Raw genomic sequence first — 17,271 nt, forward strand, 5'->3', positions numbered from 1 at the left:
GAGAGGGGGTCAGTCGCGGGCGGTCTGGAGGATGGTCCAGAGCTCGGCGCGGGCGGGGAAGGTGGACAGGTCGACGTCGAGCAGTGCGCCGGCTTGGGCGATGCGGGTGCGCAGGGTGTGTCGGTGCATCCCGAGAGCGTTCGCGGCGGATTCGGCCTTCGCGTCGTGCTCGAGCCAGGTGCGCAGCGAGCGCTCGAGGTCGGCGCCGGTGCGGGCATCGTGCTCGCGCACCGGGGCGAGTCGAGACTCGGCGACCAGGCGGGCCTCGTCGGTCGCGAGGGCGGTGAGGATGCTCGACCCCACGGTGTCGGCGTACCGGGCGGTCCCGTGCGAGCCCTGCTGGCGCAGCGCGGTGAGTGCCTGCGCATGGGCACGGGCGAACGAATCGTAGCCCTCCGAATCGGAGACGCCGATGCGGATGCCGAACCGCGCGGCGACCTCATCGAGCAGCCCTTCGTCGGCGACCGACACGCACATCGTGACGCCGTCCTCCGACTCGGCCAGGAAGAAGGAGGTGCCGTGTTCGGACCGGTGTCGCTCCCACCAGTCGGCCAGGGGTCCCGCAGGGGCGTCGGCCGCGACCGCGACCAGCACGGGCGCGGGTGGCAGGCTTCCCAGCACCCGCCTGGCGAGAGACGGGTCGTCGGCGAGGAGAGAGCCGAGGAGCTGGGTGTGCAGGCGGCGTCGGCTGCGCGCCAGCTGCTCGCTCTGCTCCATCGCGAGTCCCGCCATGGCGATGACCGATGTCACGACCGAGCGTGCTTCGGGGTCGAGCGTCTCGATGGCCAGGGCGATGACGCCGCGCAGGTGTCCGCCGCGGCCCACCGTGAACAGCATGAACGAGTGACCCTCGATGCTGAGCGACTGCCCGGCCTCGAGCCCCCGCGTGAGGATCTCGACCACGCGGGAGCCGAGTTCGTCGAGCACACGCGCCTCGATGGCGTCACGCGGGTGAGCGAACGTGAGGGCTCCGGCGGCGTCGAACATGCCAGACCAGACGTCGAGCCGACGCCCGAGCTCCGCGATCGTCGCGTCGAGGCCGTGCGGACGGAGGGCGGCGAGGGCCAGAGCGCGCTGCGTGTCGAGCGCCCATGACCGTCGTGCATAGGCCTGAGCCGCGATGGCCTCGGAGTGTGCACGTGCGACGGCGATGAACGGGGTGCGATACGGTACGGCGAACAGGGGCATCCCGTGCACAGCGCAGGCCTCGACGAGCTCGTCGGGGATCCCTGAGCGATGCACCTCGGTACCGAATCCCAGGCCGATCACGCCGCGGTCTGCGAGCCGCCCGACATACGTGTCGATGCTCACGGCCTCGTCGAACTGCGTCCCCGTGGTCAGCAGTGCCAGGTCTTCCGAGAGGAACGGGGTCGGGTCGGCGAGGTCGGAGCTGTGAACCCAGCGCAGGGGGCGGTCGAGAGCGCCTTCCGGGATGTCGGCTTCGCGAGGCACCAGCGAGAGCCCGAGGTCACGACGCTGCAGCAGCGCGCGCAGGGTCGGCTGAGCGGTGACGGCCATGACATTCTCCGGAACTTGTACACGCAGGCGAACTGACGCTACAGATTGTACAGACCGGTGAATGCAGCAGTCTCGGTCACCGCCGTACGCTCGCGAACATGGCACTCCTCGACACCGCAGCCCCCGCAGTCCCTCTCGGTGGACCCGACCTCCCGCAGGAGCGTCGCCTGGTCACGGACCTCCCCGGCCCCCGTTCGGCCGAGATCCTCGCGCGCAAGGCGGACGCCGTCGCCGCGGGTGTCGGACACACGGTTCCGATCGCGGCCGTCGCCGCGGGCGGCGGAGTGGTCGTCGACGCCGACGGCAACTCGCTCATCGACCTCGGTTCCGGCATCGCCGTGACCACGGTGGGCAACGCGCACCCCAAGGTCGCTGCGGCCGTCGCCGCTCAGGCCGCGCAGTTCACGCACACCTGCTTCATGATCTCGCCGTACGAGTCCTACGTGGGCGTGGCCGAAGCACTCAACCGCGTCACCCCCGGCGACTTCGCCAAGAAGAGTGCCCTGTTCAACTCGGGCGCCGAAGCGGTCGAGAACGCGATCAAGATCGCCCGCAAGCACACCGGTCGCCAGGCCGTCGTCGCATTCGACCACGGCTACCACGGCCGCACGAACCTGACCATGGCGCTCACCGCCAAGTCGATGCCCTACAAGAGCGGCTTCGGCCCGTTCGCCCCCGAGGTGTACCGCGCGCCGATGTCGTACCCCTTCCGCGACGGACTCGACGGGCGCGAGGCCGCGGCCCGCGTGATCCTCCAGCTCGAGAAGCAGATCGGTGCCGACAACCTGGCCGCGGTCATCATCGAGCCCATCCAGGGCGAGGGTGGCTTCATCGTCCCGGCCGATGGCTTCCTCCCCGCGATCGTCGACTGGTGCCGCGCGAACGGCGTCGTCTTCATCGCCGACGAGGTGCAGACCGGCTTCGCCCGCACCGGTCACATGTTCGCGAGCGAGATCTTCGGCATCGAGCCCGACCTGATCACCACGGCCAAGGGCATCGCCGGCGGCCTCCCGCTCGCCGCCGTCACCGGTCGTTCCGAGATCATGGACGCCTCGCACTCCGGCGGTCTCGGCGGCACCTACGGCGGCAATCCGATCGCCTGTGCCGCGGCCCTCGCCTCGATCGACGTGTTCGAGAACGACGGCGTCATCGAGCGGGCACGCGAGATCGGCACCATCCTCATCGACCGTCTCACCGCGATCCAGCAGAACGACCCGCGCGTCGGAGACATCCGCGGCCACGGCGCCATGATCGCCGCCGAGTTCGTGGATCCCGAGACCAAGGCACCGAACGCCGCTCTCACGGCGGCCGTCGCGAAGGCGTGCATCGCGCAGGGCGTCATCGTCCTCACCTGCGGCACCTACGGCAACGTCATCCGCTTCCTTCCTCCGCTCTCGATCGGCGACGACCTGCTGAACGAAGGACTCGACATCGTGGCCGCAGCCCTGGCTGCAGCCGCCGAATAACATGCAGGCCGCGCTCCCGCGCGGCCTGACCCCCTGTCCGGTCGCGACCCCAATCGGGGGATTTCGGGTCGCGACCGGCACTACTTCCCCCAACGAAGGAGTTGCAGATGTCTGAGATCACCCGCGACGTACTCATCATCGGTGCCGGAGCCGCAGGCCTCACGGCCGCGAACGACCTGCGCAAGGCCGGCCTGTCGGTCGCCGTGCTGGAGGCCCGCGACCGCGTGGGCGGACGCCTGTGGACCGACGTCATCGACGGTGCCATGCTCGAGATCGGCGGCCAGTGGGTCTCGCCCGACCAGGACGCGCTCAAGGACACGATCGAGGAGCTGGGCCTCGAGACCTACAGCCGTTACCGCGAGGGTGACAGCGTCTACGTCGGACCCGACGGGAAGACCCACCGCTTCACGGGGGAGATGTTCCCCGTCTCGCCGGAGACCGAGGCCGTGATCGCCCGCATCACCGGCATCCTCGACGCGCTGGTCGCGGAGATCGACCCCGATCAGCCGTGGGCGCACCCCAAGGCCGAGGAGTGGGACTCCATCACCTGGGATGCCTGGCTGCGTTCGCAGACCGACGACGACGAGGCCGTGCGCAACCTCGCCTTCGCCACGGGCTCCGCGATGCTCACCAAACCCACGCACTCGTTCTCGCTCCTGCAGTCGCTCCTGATGGCCGCGTCCGCCGGTTCCTACTCGAACCTGGTCGACGCCGACTTCATCCTCGACAAGCGCGTCGTGGGCGGTCTCCAGCAGGTGCCGCTGCGCCTTGCCGAGCGTCTGGGCGACGACGTGCTGTTGAACCAGCCCGTCCGCCGCCTCGAGTGGTCGGATGCCGGTGTGGTCGCCGTCACCGACGAGCTCACCGTGCGCGCCCGCCACGCGATCCTCGCGCACGCACCGGTTCTCTACAGCCGCATCTCGTTCGACCCGCCGCTTCCGCGCCGCCAGCACCAGCTGCACCAGCACCTCTCGATGGGCTTCGTCATCAAGGTGCACGCCGTGTACGACCGGCCGTTCTGGCGCGAGCAGGGTCTCAGCGGCACCGCGTTCAGCCCGTACGAACTGTCGCACGAGGCCTACGACAACACCAACCACGGCGATGAGCGTGGCACCCTGGTCGGCTTCGTCTCCGACGCCAACGCCGACGGTGTCTTCGAGCTCTCGGCCGAGGAGCGCAAGGAGCGCATCCTCGAGTCGCTGTCGCACTACTACGGCCCCGAGGCCAAGAACCCGGTCGTCTACTACGAGAGCGACTGGGGCAGCGAGGAGTGGACGCGCGGCGCCTATGCCGCCAGCTTCGACATGGGCGGCCTGCACCGCTACGGCGCGGACCTGCGCAGCGCGGTCGGACCGATCCACTTCGCGTGCAGCGACATGGCAGGCGCCGGGTATCAGCACGTGGACGGTGCGATCCGGATGGGACACCTGGTCGCCTCCAACATCGTCGATGCGAGTCGTGAGGCCGGCGCTGTCGAGAGCAGCAGCTGATGACCGGGTCGGTCGTCGTCGGATACACGGCGACGGACGCGGGAGCGGATGCCGCAGCGCTGGGTGCACGCATCGCCCGCAGCCTGGGAGCGACCCTGCACCTGGTGATCGTGCTGCCCAACGAGGGCACGCGCAGCGCCGCGGTGCCGCCGGAGCGCGCCTACGAGGAGCACATCCGCTCGCAGGCCAAGAAGTGGCTCGGCGACGCCGTCGTCCGGTTGCCGCAGGAGCTGATCCGCAGCGGACACGTCCGCTTCTCCGAGTCCTTCGCCGAGGGGCTCATCGCCGCCGGTGAGGAGTTCGGCGCACGTCTGATCGTGATCGGCGCGGCGGGCGGCGGCATCTTCGGACGCCACCGTCTCGGCAGCGTGGCCTCCGAGCTGCTGCACTCGTCGACCATCCCGGTGGCCCTGGCACCCGTCGGCACGGCGCAGCAGGACGACCACGTCATCCCGCGTGTCACGGTCGCGGTCGGCTCACGGCCGGGCGCGGACGCGCTGCTCGACGAAGCGGTGTCGCTCGCCGGAGACAGCGGTGTCGATCTGCGACTCGTCTCCCTCGTGCCGTTCGACGTGCCACCCGGCCTCGACACGGGAGCCATCCGCACCGTAGGGGACACGCACGGTCGAGAGGTTCTCGCGATGGCGACCGAGCTCCTTCCGGACGGGCGCACCGCCGCGGTCGAGAAGGCCCCAGGCGACACGGTCGAGGATGCGGTCGCGAACCTCTCCTGGCTTCCCGGTGAGGTCATCCTGGTCGGATCGAGCAGGCTGGCACAGCCGCGCCGACTGTTCCTGGGCTCCACGGCGGCGAAGATGCTGCACGTTCTGCCCGTCCCCATGATCGTCGTCCCGCGCACCCGCAACGAAGCAGGAGAACGCTGATGAGCAGCACCCACCGGGCGACGGAGCCCGAATCCGGCGTCACCACCGGGATCTCCACCAAGGGCCTGAGCGCCGGAACGGTCGGCCTGATCGGCGCGGTCGTGATCGGCATCTCGTGCATCGCGCCCGCCTACACGTTCACGGCGGCCGTCGGACCCGTGGCCTCCACCGTCGGGTCCCAGATCCCGGCGATCATCCTCGTCGGGTTCATCCCGATGCTCCTGGTCGCCTTCGGCTACCGCGAGCTCAACAACCGGATGCCCGACTCCGGAACGTCGTTCACCTGGGCGGCCCGCGCCTTCGGTCCCTGGGTCGGCTGGATGGCCGGCTGGGGCCTCGTCGTCGCCACGATCCTCGTGCTGTCCAACCTCGCGGGCATCGCCGTGGACTTCCTCTTCCTGCTGATCTCGCAGATCACGGGCAACCCCGACATCGCCTCCCTCGCGAGCGTCACCTGGATCAACATCGGCGTGTGCCTGCTGTTCATGCTCGGCGCGACGTGGATCTCGTACCGCGACATGCAGACGACGCAGAAGCTGCAGTACTGGCTCGTCAGCTTCCAGATCCTCGTGCTGCTGTTCTTCGCCGGGGCCGCGATCGTGCAGGCGGTGAACGGCAACGGCTTCGACTACCAGCCGTTCGACCTCGGCTGGTTCAACCCGTTCGCGATCTCGTCGTTCAGCGCCGTCGCCGCCGGCCTCTCCCTGTCGATCTTCATATTCTGGGGCTGGGACGTCACCCTCACCATGAACGAGGAGACCAAGGATCCGGAGAAGACCCCGGGGCGTGCCGCCACCGTCACGGTGCTCATGATCGTCTCCCTGTACCTGCTGCTGGCGGTCGCGATGATCATGTTCGCCGGCGTCGGCACCGGAGCGTTGGGCCTCGGCAACGAGGACATCCAGGAGAACGTGTTCTTCCACCTCTCCGGCCCGATCCTCGGCCCGCTCGCGTTCCTCGTGTCGCTCGCGGTGCTGACCAGTTCGGCATCGTCGCTGCAGTCCACGTTCGTGGGTCCCGCGCGCACCCTGCTGGCGATGGGGCACTACGGCGCACTGCCCAAGTCGTTCGCGAAGGTCAGCCCGCGGTTCTTCACCCCGGGGTACGCGACCATCGCCTCCGCCATCGTGGCATCGGCCTTCTACGCCGTGATGCGCATCGTCAGCGAGGACACGCTGTGGGACACCATCCTGACGCTCGGCATGATGATCTGCTTCTACTACGGGATCACCGCATTCGCCTGCGTCTGGTACTTCCGCAAGCAGTGGTTCGACTCGACGCGGAACTTCTTCTTCACGTTCCTGTTCCCGCTGGTCGGTGGCGCGATCCTCGCGGTGCTGTTCTTCACCACGCTGATCGACTCGATGGACCCGGCCTACGGCTCCGGCTCGCAGATCGGCGGGGTCGGCATCGTGTTCATCCTCGGAATGCTGATCATCGTCGTCGGCATCGTCGTCATGATCTGGAACGCGATCAGACGGCCCGCCTTCTTCCGCGGACAGACCCTGGGCATCGACGCACCGCCCAGTCGACGCAAGCGCTCCTAGCCCTCCTCACAGAAAGAGAATCATGAGCACTCAGACCGAACAGGCGCTCCTGGACAGCATCCCCACCGGACTCTTCATCGGGGGCCAGTGGATCGACGGCGAGACCGGCGGCACCTTCGATGTGAAGGACCCCGCGACCGGTTCCGTGATCCGCACCATCGCCGACGCGACGCCCGGCGACGGCATCCGCGCCCTCGACGCCGCAGTCGCCGCGCAGGACGCCTGGGCCGCGACGGCTCCGCGCGTGCGCAGCGAGATCCTCCGCAAGTCCTTCGACCTCGTGCAGGAGCACAAGGAGGATCTGGCCCTTCTCATGACGCTCGAGATGGGCAAGCCTCTCACCGAAGCACGTGGCGAGGTCGGCTACGGCGGGGAGTTCCTGCGCTGGTTCAGCGAGGAGGCCGTGCGCATCAGCGGTCGCTACGGCATCAACCCCGAGGGCACCGGCCACATGGTCGTATCGCAGCGCCCGGTCGGACCGTCGTTCTTCGTGACGCCGTGGAACTTCCCGTTCGCCATGGCCACCCGCAAGATCGCCCCCGCACTCGCAGCGGGCTGCACCGTCGTGATCAAGCCCCCGGCACTCACGCCCCTGACGACCATGTACTTCGTCTCGCTGCTCGAGCAGGCAGGCCTTCCCGCCGGTGTCGTGAACGTCGTGCAGACGTCGAAGTCGAGTGCGCTGTCGGCGCCCATCATCGCCGACCCGCGCCTGCGCAAGCTCTCCTTCACCGGGTCGACCGAGGTGGGCCGCAAGCTCATCGCCCAGGCGGCCGAAGGCGTGCTGCGCGTGTCGATGGAACTGGGCGGCAACGCTCCGTTCGTGGTGTTCGACGACGCCGACCTCGACAAGGCCGTGGACGGTGCGCTGGCCGCGAAGTTCCGCAACATCGGCCAGGCCTGCACGGCCGCGAACCGCTTCATCGTGCACAAGGACGTCGCCGGGGAATTCGCCAAGCGCGTGACCGAGCGCGTCAACGGCATGAAGATCGGCCGCGGCACGGAAGAGGGCGTGGCGATCGGACCGCTCATCGACGAGGACGCCGTGGCCAAGGCCGGCGAGCTCGTGGACGATGCGGTCGAACGCGGTGCGACCCTGCTCGCCGGCGGCAAGGCCGTCGAGGGCACCGGCACGTTCTACGAGCCCACCGTGCTCACCGACGTGGTCGCCGGAAGCGCGATCCTCCGCGAGGAGATCTTCGGACCGGTGCTCGCGATCGCGACCTTCGAGACCGAGGAAGAGGCCGTGCGCCTGGCGAACGACACCGAGTACGGGCTCGTGTCGTACGTGTTCACCGAGAACCTGCAGCGCGGGCAGCGGATGATCGACGGGCTCGAGACCGGCATGATGGGTCTCAACGTGGGAGTGGTCTCGAATGCGGCCGCACCCTTCGGAGGCGTCAAGCAGTCCGGCGTCGGACGCGAGGGCGGCTTCGAGGGCATCCACGAGTACCTGTCCACCAAGTACACGCTGATCCCGGTCTCCTGACCTTCCGGGTGGGTCCCTGAGCTTGTCGAAGGGCCCACCCCACCCGAACGGCCTGGGTCCCTGAGCCTGTCGAAGGGACCCGCACACGAGAGGACAACCATGACCGACTACGCCGTCATCAACCCCGCCACCGGAGAGACGCTGGCGTCCTTCGACACCTTCACCGACGCTCAGATCGAAGAGGCCGTGGCCGCGGCCGACGAAGCCCACCGCGGGTGGTCGCGTTCGTCGACGGTCGCAGAGCGCGCTGCCCTCGTCCGCCGTGCGGCCGAGCTGCACCGCGAGCGCCGCGAGGAGCTCGCGGACATCTTCGTGCGCGAGATGGGCAAGCCCCGCGAGGCCGCGCTCGGTGAGGTAGACTTCGCCGCGGACATCGCCGAGTACTACGCCGACCAGGCGGAGTCGATCATGGCCGACCAGCCGATCGCGATCCTGGGGGAGGGGTCGGCCATCATCCGCCGCTCCTCGCTCGGTCCGCTCGTCGGCATCATGCCGTGGAACTTCCCGGCGTACCAGATCGTGCGCTTCGCCGCGCCCAACCTCGTCGTGGGCAACACGATCCTGCTCAAGCCCGCACCGCAGTGCCCGGAGTCGTCGACCGCGATCGAGAAGATCTACCACGACGCCGGGTTCCCGAAGGGCGCCTACCAGAACGTGCTCGCCACGAACGAGCAGATCGCGACCATGATCGCCGATCCGCGCGTGCAGGGCGTCTCGCTCACCGGTTCCGAGCGCGCAGGCGCCGCGGTCGCCGAGATCGCGGGCCGCAACCTCAAGAAGGTCGCGCTCGAGCTGGGCGGCTCCGACCCCTTCATCGTGCTGTCGACCGACGACCTCGACGCCACCGTCCAGGCCGGCGTCGATGCGCGTCTGGACAACAACGGCCAGGCCTGCAACGGCGCCAAGCGCTTCATCGTCGTCGACGGTCTCTACGACGCGTTCGTGGAGAAGTTCACGGCGGCGATGGCCGCGGTCGAGGCGACCGACCCCATGCGCGACGACACGGTGCTCGGTCCGGTGTCGTCCGAGACCGCGGCGGAGAACCTGCAGAAGCAGATCGATCAGGCCGTCGAGCAGGGCGCCACGCTGCTCACGGGTGGCACCCGCGACGGTGCGTTCTTCGCTCCGACCGTGCTGGCCGACGTGACGCCGGAGATGAACGTCTACCGTGAGGAGCTCTTCGGACCGGCAGCCGTCGTCTACCGCGTGGCGGATGAGGACGCAGCGGTCGAGCTCGCGAACGACACCACGTTCGGGCTCGGCTCGTACGTCTTCACGACGGATGCGGAGCAGGCCGAGCGCGTCGCCGACAAGATCGAGGCGGGCATGGTCTACGTCAACCTCGTGCTGGCGGACAGCCCCGAACTGCCCTTCGGCGGCGTCAAGCGCAGCGGCACCGCCCGTGAGCTGGGACACCTCGCCGCAGACGAGTTCGTCAACAAGAAGCTCATCCGCATCGGCTGAGCGTGCGACGGACGGCCCCTCGCAGAGCGCGAGGGGCCGTCCGCATGCCCGCCTCGTGTTGCGGGACGGACGCCCTGTCGGCGGGGACACCGGGTGAGGGACAATGGCCGCATGAGCGCACACACCGATCCCATCGAGACGCTGACCACCGAACAGAGCTGGGAGCGGCTCCGCACGCAGGAGCTCGGCCGGCTCGTCACCCACGTGGGGGAGACGATCGATATCTTCCCCGTGAACTTCGTGGTCGACGGGGACGGCATCCTGTTCCGCACCGCACCCGGCAGCAAGCTGTTCGAGCTCACGGTGAACACCGATGTGCTGTTCGAGGTCGATGACCACACCGACACGGACGCCTGGAGCGTGATCGTGCGGGGCCACGCGAGTGCGTTGGAATCGGACGCCGACGTGCACAGGGCGGATGCGGCCGGCCTCCGCCCATGGATCCCCACCCTCAAACGCGTCTACGTGCGCATCGACCCGACGTCGGTTTCGGGGCGGGCCTTCCGTCGCAGTGCCGAGCCGGAGCTCGACGGGCCCCAGGAGTACTGACTGACCGTCAGGCCGAGAACCGTCAGGCCGAGAAGAGCTTCAGGTCGGTCGGGGTGAAGTAGTTCTGGGTCACATCGGTGATCCGCACGAGGAACTTCCCCCGCTTCTCGTCGATCGAGACGACCGTCCCGACATTGCCTGTCATCGTCGGTCCAGTGATCTGCACGGTGTCCCCGATGGCGAATTCGTTCATGGGAGTTCCTCTCCTTGCCGTACTGCTCCGGATCGGTACAGCACTCCGGTTCTTCTGATGGTCCGAGGCTAGATCGAGTGCGGTTGTGGAGACAGTGCCAGACGTCGCCATTTCGGGTGACATCTGTCACGGGTCCGGACGAGCCTCGCGCCCCCCCCGGGCGTAGGGTCGAAGCATGGCAAACGTCGCTGAGAACATCGTCAAGACTCTGCACGCCAACGGGATCGACCGTGTCTACGGCATTCCCGGGGACTCGTTGAACGGCTTCACGGACGCGCTCCGCAAGGACGGCACGATCCGCTGGGTGCATGTGCGGCACGAGGAGTCCGCCGCCTTCGCCGCCGCCGCCGATGCCGCCACCACGGGCGAGCTCGCCGTGGTCGCGGGCTCCTGCGGGCCGGGCAACCTGCATCTCATCAACGGCCTGTACGACGCGAACCGCTCCCGCGTCCCCGTGCTCGCGATCGCCGCGCACATCCCCACGACCGAGATCGGCACCGGGTACTTCCAGGAGACGCACCCGCAGGAGCTCTTCCGCGAGTGCAGCGTGTACGTGGAGTATGTCGCCGACCCGAAGCAGATGCCGCGCCTGATGGAGATCGCCATGCGCGCAGCGATCGAGGAGCGCGGTGTCGCCGTCCTCGTGATCCCCGGTGACGTCGCCCTCGCCGACATCGCCGACGACCGCGCCGTCGTGATCGAGCGCGCCCGCCCCGTGGTGGTCCCCAACGGCGCAGAGCTCGAGAAGGCGGCGACGCTGCTGAACGCGGCGAAGAACGTCACGATCCTCGCCGGCGCCGGGGTCGAAGGCGCCCACGACGAGGTGATCGCGCTCGCCGACAAGCTGGGTGCTCCCATCGTCCACGCCCTTCGCGGCAAGGAGTTCATCGAGTACGACAACCCCTTCGACGTCGGGATGACGGGACTGCTCGGTTTCGCGTCCGGCTACCGCGCGATGGAGGCCGCCGACGCGCTGCTGGTGCTCGGCAGCGACTTCCCGTACGAGCAGTTCTACCCTGACGGTGCGAAGACGATCCAGGTCGACATTCGCGGCGCACAGCTCGGCAAACGGCATCCGCTCGATCTGGGACTGGTCGGCGACGTCCGGGCCACGGCCGAGGCGCTGCTGCCGAGGATCGCGCGCAAGGACGATCGCGGTCACCTCGACGACGCGATCGCGCACTACCGCAAGACCCGCAAGAAGCTCGACGAGCTGGCGGTGCCGGCGAAGGGGAAGCGCCCCATCCATCCGCAGTACCTCGCCAGGCTCCTGGACGAGTACGCGACCGATGACGCGATCTTCACCGCCGATGTCGGGTCACCGACCGTGTGGGCGGCGCGCTATCTCTCGATGACCGAGAACCGGCGCCTGATCGGCTCCTTCACCCACGGCTCGATGGCGAACGCGCTGATGCACGGCATCGGTGCGCAGGTCGCCCACCCCGACCGTCAGGTCGTCGCACTCGCGGGCGATGGCGGATTGGCGATGATGCTCGGCGAGCTGCTCACGCTGACGCAGAACAAGCTCCCGGTGAAGACGATCGTGGTCAACAACTCGTCGCTGAACTTCGTCGAGCTCGAGATGAAGGCCGCCGGCTTCGTCACCTACGGCACAGGACTGGACAACCCCAGCTTCGCCGCGATCGCCGAAGCCATGGGCATCTTCGCCCGTCGCGTGGAGCGCAGCGAAGACCTCCCTGATGCCGTGCGCGAGGTGCTGGCTCACGACGGTCCGGCCCTGCTCGACGTGGTTACAGAGCGGCAGGAGTTGTCCATGCCGCCGGCGATCGAGGCCGCGCAGGTCAAGGGCTTCGCGCTCTATGCGATCCGCACCGTGATGTCCGGACGCGGGGACGAGCTTCTCGACCTCGCGAAGGCGAACTGGCGCCAGCTCTTCTGAGCCGGCGCCACGCCGGGATCCGACGCTCAGCTCTCCAGGTGGGCGCGGATCTCGGCGGCCTCGCCGTGCCGCCCGAGCGCCTCGAACACGTTGCCGAGTTCGAGGGCCGCGACCTGCAGCAGCGGCGGGTGGCCGGCCGCGTGATCGATCGCGCTGCGGTACACCGGCACGGCGTCGGCTGAGCGGTCGTTGCCGGCGAGCACCCGCGCGGCGAACAGCTCGGAGCTTCCGGCCGCCCCCAGGTCTCCCAGTGCAGCGAAGCCGTCGGCCGCGGTGAGCGCGGCCGACACGGCCTCGTCGATGCGTCCGAGCTCAGCCAGAGCGCGTGCCCGTGAATCGGTGACATCGGCGAGCAGCCACCCGGCGTCGTGCTGCTGTGCGAGGGCGGCGACCTCGTCGAAGAGAGCGAACGCCCGCTCGTCGCCGCGCCCGCCGTAGGCCTGCCCGAGGCTGTGCAGCACCTCGGTGAGCGCTCCGACGGCGTCCGGCGCGCGTCGGACGGTCTCGGCCGCGGATTCGAGCAGGGCGATCGCATCGTCGTGCTCGTCGAAACGCGCGAGGATCTTCGCCTGCTCGGTCATCGCCATCGCCTGCTCGGCGTGCTCCTCGGCCTGCCCGAACAACTCGGAGGCGTAGCCGTGGGCGCCCACCGACTGGCCGAATTCCCCGGCCGCACTCAATGCGCGGGCGAGCATCGAAGCGGTCATCGCTCGAGAACCGGCGGGGACGTCGGCCTCCTCCTCGCGCTGCAGCACATCTCCGAAGAGCTCGGCGGCCTCCTCCGCATCACCGACCCGCAGCATGGCGCGGGCGAGTCGGAAGTCCAGTCCGGTCGTGTCGCCTCCCGCGTCGCCGCCGAGGCGAGCGGCGAGGCGATAGCGCGAGACGGCCTTCTCCGGCTCGTCGGCGTCCTCCCAGAGCGCGCCGGCGAGCAGATGGGCGTCGCCGAGCGCACGGGTCGCCCCCAGTTCGGCGAGCAGGCGGCAGGACTCGTCGGCGTCGACCGCCCCCTCGGCATACGAGCTGGTGCCACCGCGCACGCGTGCGCGGGTCTGCAGGGCCTGCGCCCGGTGCCCCGTGCTGACGTCGTCCTGGGCGAGGAAGCGGTCCAGCAACGCGCTGCCGGCTTCGAGATCGCCCTTGCTCAGCACGGCCGAGATGGCCACCAGCGTCGTGGTGTTCGTCAGGCGGGTGTCGTCCGCTTCGGCGAATGACCGGGCGGCCACCTCCGCGTGGTCCAGCGCGGCGTCCGGCTCGCCGGACTGCAGGTGCAGGGCCGCGCGGCTGATCGCGAGGTCACCGCGCGTCCACGCGGGAAGCTCGTCCGATGCGCCGATCTCCTCTTCCAGAGCGGCGGTCGTCTCCGGCGTGTTCAGGCCGAATGTCGCGAGTCCGATGCGCTCCTCGAGGTCGGCCTGCGCCTCGTGCCCAGCGGCGCGGAGTGCGGCGATGCGCTCCGGCAGCAGTTGCAGGGCCTCGTCCGCGCGCTCCAGTGCGACCAGGATCCCCAGCCGCATGGACAGCAGCTGGGCGCGCTTGGCGGGATCTTCGACTTCGAGGGCGCGGGGCAGGGCTTCGAGCGTCTCGTGCTCGGCGCCGAACTGCGCGAGCTGCATGGCGCGCTCGAACCAGCCCTCTGCGTCGACCGGGGCGGTGGTGGAAGCAGGGGTGATGAAGGCGTCGGACCGGATCGGCACGTCGTAGCTCTCCTTCGCGAGTCCACGCATCCGCTGCAGGCTGCGGGCGTGGCCCTCGGTACCGTCGCGTTCGTCGAAGCCTCGGCCGATCCGCTCGGCGGCGGCCCACGAGGCGGCAGCCAGGTCGGCCGCGCCCCAGGCGCCGTCGTGCTCGCCGAAGAACGGCACGAGCGCGGGGGAGTCGGCTCCGCGCACCGGGGTGTCGCCGTGCCCGGCTGCCGTGACGCGGTCGAGCGCCACGGCGAGGGCGGCGAGAGCGGCGAAGTGCGCGTCGACGTTCAGGCCGTCGTGCGCGAGCCAGGAGATGTGCTTCTCGACCAGGGCGAGAGCACGTGCCTCGTTCCCGGTGACGGCTGCGAACACGATGTTGTTGGCGACGATGCGCAGGTTGTCCGGGTTGTCCTTGGCGAGGCGGTAGCTGCGCAGGTGGGCTGTCTTCGCCTCCTCGAGACGTCCGGCGCGCAGATAGGGGAGCAGCACGCGGGACAGGGCGTGCTCCGGCTCTTCGCCGCAGGAGAAGCCGCCTTCGATCATCTCCTCGACCAACACGATCGCCTCGGCGTCGCGATCGGTGTCGGCGAAGAATCCGGCGAACTGGCTGCGTCCGCACGCGTCGCAGTGGCTGTGGTCGTCGCGCGGCGTGGCCTCGAGCTGCACGCGGAGCGCCTCGGCCTCGTCCATGCGTCCGGCATCCCAGGCGTCTTCGAAACGAGCCGTGAGCACACCGCTGACGCCGAGACCTGCGGCACGGTAGTGAGACTCCATGTCGTCGAGGACGGCGGCGATCTGCTCCTGGGAGAAAGCCGGAGAGGACCTCAGCGACGAGGCCATCCACTTGAACTGCCACATCAGATCGGCGCCGCCGTTGTCGAGGTCGGCGGGGAAGCGCTGCGGGTCCGCGTCGTGATGAGCGAGGCACCACGCGAACGAGTTCAGCATGACGTCGGTCGCACCGTTCATGTTCGCCGAGGCCGTCTGGCGCATCCTGGCCTCGTACTCGAGCCGCTCGTCGCCGATCTCCACCGCGAGGGCCACTGCCTCGGAGACCAGAGCCTGCTCTGCGGGACCCCAGGGAGTGCGATCGATCTCCTCGATCAGCTGCTGGAAGCGCTTCTTCGGACGTGCCATGGACAGAGCCTTTCGGGAGGGTCAGCGGGCGTCGCCGAAGGGAAGGGTGTCTCCCTCCAGACCGGCCGAGAGCGAGACGAGGTCGGAGAGGGCGCTGGTCATCAGCGCCCGGTCGGCGTCGGCGAGCGGGTGATGCCCGGCCAGGAGAGCCTGGATGTAGAGCAGCTGCACGGTGCGGGCGAAGACCGCCTCATCCTGCACCATCACCAGGGCGCGCACCACCCTGTTCGACCAGTTCAGGCACAGTCGGGCGCGCAGATCCTCCTCCCTGGCGGAGGACAGGGTCTGGTCGATGCGGTCGAGCACGCCGCCCCAGAGCGATCCGGTGATGCCCTTGGTGCGGCCGCGGTCGATCGCCCTGAGCACCTCGGGGTCGGCCACGTAGAGGGCGGCGAGGTCGGGGCGATCGACGGATCGCACGACAACGGAGCAGTCGGACGCCGCGAGCACCGCACCGGCACGGGCTTCCAGGGCCACCGCGGAGTCGCGGTCGTCGAGGGGCGGCGGGTCGAGCCGGTCGAGTTCGCCCGTGACGTCCACCTGCTCGACGGTGACGTGGGGATACAGGTCCGGCAGCATCCGGATGAGGTCGGAATCGTAGAGGTAGCCGCCGTTGACGAGCACCTCGTCTGCGGGAGAGATGCCTGCCACCTGCCGGAACTCGTCCACTGTCTGCGCGTACCTGATGTGCGGGTATCGCTCGACGAGGTCGCCGATGCGCATGGCACCGTGCGTGGTCTCGACGGTCAGCCAGCGCGAGATGAAGTGGGAGAGCTCTTCGTCGTGGCGCACCAGCGACTTGAGCCCGACCTCGTGCACGGCGACGAACTGGGCGAGACGATGCGGTTCGCGCAGCCCCAGCTCCAGCACCCAGCGGCGGATCCCGGCGCCCAGCTGCTCGCGCACGCGCTCGAAGGCGGCGTCCTCGACGAGCGATTCCCTGCTCGCGGTCGGGGCGAGTCCGGTGGAGTCGACCACGGCCCGCACGAAGAAGGCCCAGTCGGGGAGCACGTCGTCGACGCGTTCGGAGAGCAGCATCCGGCCGAGGTACATGCGGGTCGCCTGGCGTGCGCCAGGCGGCGGCGCGAACGGCAGCACGTAGGCGAGGCCCCGGGTGCCCGTCGCCGGCTCGCTGAGCTCGATGACGTCGAGCGGACTCGCACCGAGAAGGTCGCGACCGAATTCGACGGCGGCCTCGGGGTGCTGTGCGGCGTGCAGGAACGGGGCGTCCCTGGTGATGTCGACATCGCCGGCCGCGGTGTCGATCGTGACGCGCACGGGGAGGTACTCGCCGAACGTCGTGGCCAGCTCGCGCACGGCTACGGGACGCAGCAGCTCGTCGGCGTCGAACCGCGGGACGAGATGCACGCTGGTCCCGATCGGCAGCTCCTCGTCGATCTCCGTCACCTGGAACGTGCCGTCCGCGCTCCCCGTCCACTCGACCGAAGCGCCGCCGCGGGCGCTGCGGGAGCGGATGACGATCGTGTCGGCGACCATGAAGCAGCTCAGCAGACCGATGCCGAACTGGCCGAGATAGTCGCTGCGCGGGAGGTCGAAGATGTCGCGCTTGGAGCTGCGTCCGACGGTCGCCAGCAGGTCGGCGACCTCGGCGGACGTCAGCCCCACGCCGTCGTCGCGCAGCACGAACTCGCCGTTCTCCGCGGTCAGCGGAGTGATCCGGATGTGGCCGCCTCCGCCGTCGACCTCGTGGCGGGCGGTGATCGCATCGCGGGCGTTCTGCAGCAGCTCCCGCAGGTACACGCGAGGACTGGAGTAGATGTGCCGGCTGAGCAGATCGACGACTCCGCGCAGATCCACCTGGAACTGCTGCACTTCAGCGCTCACCGGCGCTCCCTCCTCCTGCATACGCTCGCCGAGCCTAACAAGAACACGCCATCGCCATCCCGGTTCGGCGCCGCCGCATCGATGCCGTATGCTTGTGGGGC

The 17,271-nt window shown here is 69.2% G+C and carries 12 protein-coding genes; 8 read left to right on the plus strand and 4 right to left on the minus strand.

The window, feature by feature from the left end:
- Positions 1 to 9 precede the first annotated feature (9 nt).
- Entirely contained in the window at positions 10 to 1,518 is a 1,509-nt protein-coding gene (locus AAY78_RS08435; protein WP_046747853.1) for a PucR family transcriptional regulator, read from the minus strand.
- A gap of 98 nt (positions 1,519 to 1,616) precedes the next feature.
- Here AAY78_RS08435 and gabT point away from each other — a divergent pair, with 98 nt between their 5' ends.
- From gabT to AAY78_RS08470, 7 genes are all read left to right on the plus strand, one after another.
- Positions 1,617 to 2,984, plus strand: coding sequence for a 4-aminobutyrate--2-oxoglutarate transaminase (gene gabT, locus AAY78_RS08440; RefSeq protein ID WP_046747854.1), 1,368 nt, complete (start codon positions 1,617 to 1,619; stop codon positions 2,982 to 2,984).
- A gap of 107 nt (positions 2,985 to 3,091) precedes the next feature.
- The gene (locus tag AAY78_RS08445; RefSeq protein ID WP_046747855.1) at positions 3,092 to 4,474 is read left to right on the plus strand and encodes a flavin monoamine oxidase family protein; all 1,383 of its coding nucleotides are present in this window, start codon (positions 3,092 to 3,094) and stop codon (positions 4,472 to 4,474) included.
- Positions 4,474 to 5,358: a universal stress protein gene (locus tag AAY78_RS08450; RefSeq protein WP_045264684.1), complete on the plus strand. Its 885-nt coding sequence runs from the start codon at positions 4,474 to 4,476 to the stop codon at positions 5,356 to 5,358. Before AAY78_RS08445 ends, AAY78_RS08450 begins: the two co-directional genes overlap by 1 nt.
- A complete protein-coding gene (locus tag AAY78_RS08455; RefSeq protein WP_046747856.1) occupies positions 5,358 to 6,905 on the plus strand; it encodes an APC family permease in 1,548 nt (515 codons plus the stop codon). The genes AAY78_RS08450 and AAY78_RS08455 overlap by 1 nt, the downstream gene beginning before the upstream one ends.
- 22 nt (positions 6,906 to 6,927) lie before the next feature.
- Complete coding sequence (locus tag AAY78_RS08460) at positions 6,928 to 8,394, plus strand: NAD-dependent succinate-semialdehyde dehydrogenase (protein WP_046747857.1); 1,467 nt, start codon at positions 6,928 to 6,930, stop codon at positions 8,392 to 8,394.
- A gap of 99 nt (positions 8,395 to 8,493) precedes the next feature.
- On the plus strand, positions 8,494 to 9,858 hold the full coding sequence (locus tag AAY78_RS08465; RefSeq protein ID WP_046747858.1) for an NAD-dependent succinate-semialdehyde dehydrogenase: 1,365 nt from the start codon (positions 8,494 to 8,496) through the stop codon (positions 9,856 to 9,858).
- A gap of 111 nt (positions 9,859 to 9,969) precedes the next feature.
- Positions 9,970 to 10,407 (plus strand): pyridoxamine 5'-phosphate oxidase family protein, encoded by a 438-nt coding sequence (locus AAY78_RS08470; RefSeq protein ID WP_046747859.1) that lies wholly within the window; start codon positions 9,970 to 9,972, stop codon positions 10,405 to 10,407.
- 22 nt (positions 10,408 to 10,429) lie between these two features.
- Here the strand turns inward: AAY78_RS08470 and AAY78_RS19905 are convergent, their stop codons facing one another.
- Positions 10,430 to 10,600, minus strand: coding sequence for a hypothetical protein (locus tag AAY78_RS19905; protein WP_164734110.1), 171 nt, complete (start codon positions 10,598 to 10,600; stop codon positions 10,430 to 10,432).
- 175 nt (positions 10,601 to 10,775) lie between these two features.
- Between AAY78_RS19905 and poxB the strand changes: the two genes are divergently transcribed.
- Complete coding sequence (gene poxB, locus AAY78_RS08475; protein WP_046747860.1) at positions 10,776 to 12,500, plus strand: ubiquinone-dependent pyruvate dehydrogenase; 1,725 nt, start codon at positions 10,776 to 10,778, stop codon at positions 12,498 to 12,500.
- Positions 12,501 to 12,526: 26 nt separating this feature from the next.
- Here the strand turns inward: poxB and AAY78_RS08480 are convergent, their stop codons facing one another.
- Both AAY78_RS08480 and AAY78_RS08485 read right to left on the minus strand, forming a co-directional pair.
- Entirely contained in the window at positions 12,527 to 15,325 is a 2,799-nt protein-coding gene (locus AAY78_RS08480) for a hypothetical protein (RefSeq protein WP_046747861.1), read from the minus strand.
- Positions 15,326 to 15,346: 21 nt separating this feature from the next.
- A complete protein-coding gene (locus AAY78_RS08485) occupies positions 15,347 to 17,170 on the minus strand; it encodes an HSP90 family protein (protein WP_197077681.1) in 1,824 nt (607 codons plus the stop codon).
- Positions 17,171 to 17,271 lie beyond the last annotated feature (101 nt).

This window comes from Microbacterium sp. Ag1, from assembly GCF_001005635.1.
GTDB classification, from domain to species: Bacteria; Actinomycetota; Actinomycetes; order Actinomycetales; family Microbacteriaceae; genus Microbacterium; species Microbacterium oxydans.

What these genes read in the sequence shown, in the direction of transcription:
- AAY78_RS08435 (WP_046747853.1), bottom strand. Translation starts at nt 1,518, where the DNA reads ATGGCCGTCACCGCTCAGCCGACCCTGCGCGCGCTGCTGCAGCGTCGT.
- gabT (WP_046747854.1), top strand. Translation starts at nt 1,617, where the DNA reads ATGGCACTCCTCGACACCGCAGCCCCCGCAGTCCCTCTCGGTGGACCC.
- AAY78_RS08445 (WP_046747855.1), top strand. Translation starts at nt 3,092, where the DNA reads ATGTCTGAGATCACCCGCGACGTACTCATCATCGGTGCCGGAGCCGCA.
- AAY78_RS08450 (WP_045264684.1), top strand. Translation starts at nt 4,474, where the DNA reads ATGACCGGGTCGGTCGTCGTCGGATACACGGCGACGGACGCGGGAGCG.
- AAY78_RS08455 (WP_046747856.1), top strand. Translation starts at nt 5,358, where the DNA reads ATGAGCAGCACCCACCGGGCGACGGAGCCCGAATCCGGCGTCACCACC.
- AAY78_RS08460 (WP_046747857.1), top strand. Translation starts at nt 6,928, where the DNA reads ATGAGCACTCAGACCGAACAGGCGCTCCTGGACAGCATCCCCACCGGA.
- AAY78_RS08465 (WP_046747858.1), top strand. Translation starts at nt 8,494, where the DNA reads ATGACCGACTACGCCGTCATCAACCCCGCCACCGGAGAGACGCTGGCG.
- AAY78_RS08470 (WP_046747859.1), top strand. Translation starts at nt 9,970, where the DNA reads ATGAGCGCACACACCGATCCCATCGAGACGCTGACCACCGAACAGAGC.
- AAY78_RS19905 (WP_164734110.1), bottom strand. Translation starts at nt 10,600, where the DNA reads ATGAACGAATTCGCCATCGGGGACACCGTGCAGATCACTGGACCGACG.
- poxB (WP_046747860.1), top strand. Translation starts at nt 10,776, where the DNA reads ATGGCAAACGTCGCTGAGAACATCGTCAAGACTCTGCACGCCAACGGG.
- AAY78_RS08480 (WP_046747861.1), bottom strand. Translation starts at nt 15,325, where the DNA reads ATGGCACGTCCGAAGAAGCGCTTCCAGCAGCTGATCGAGGAGATCGAT.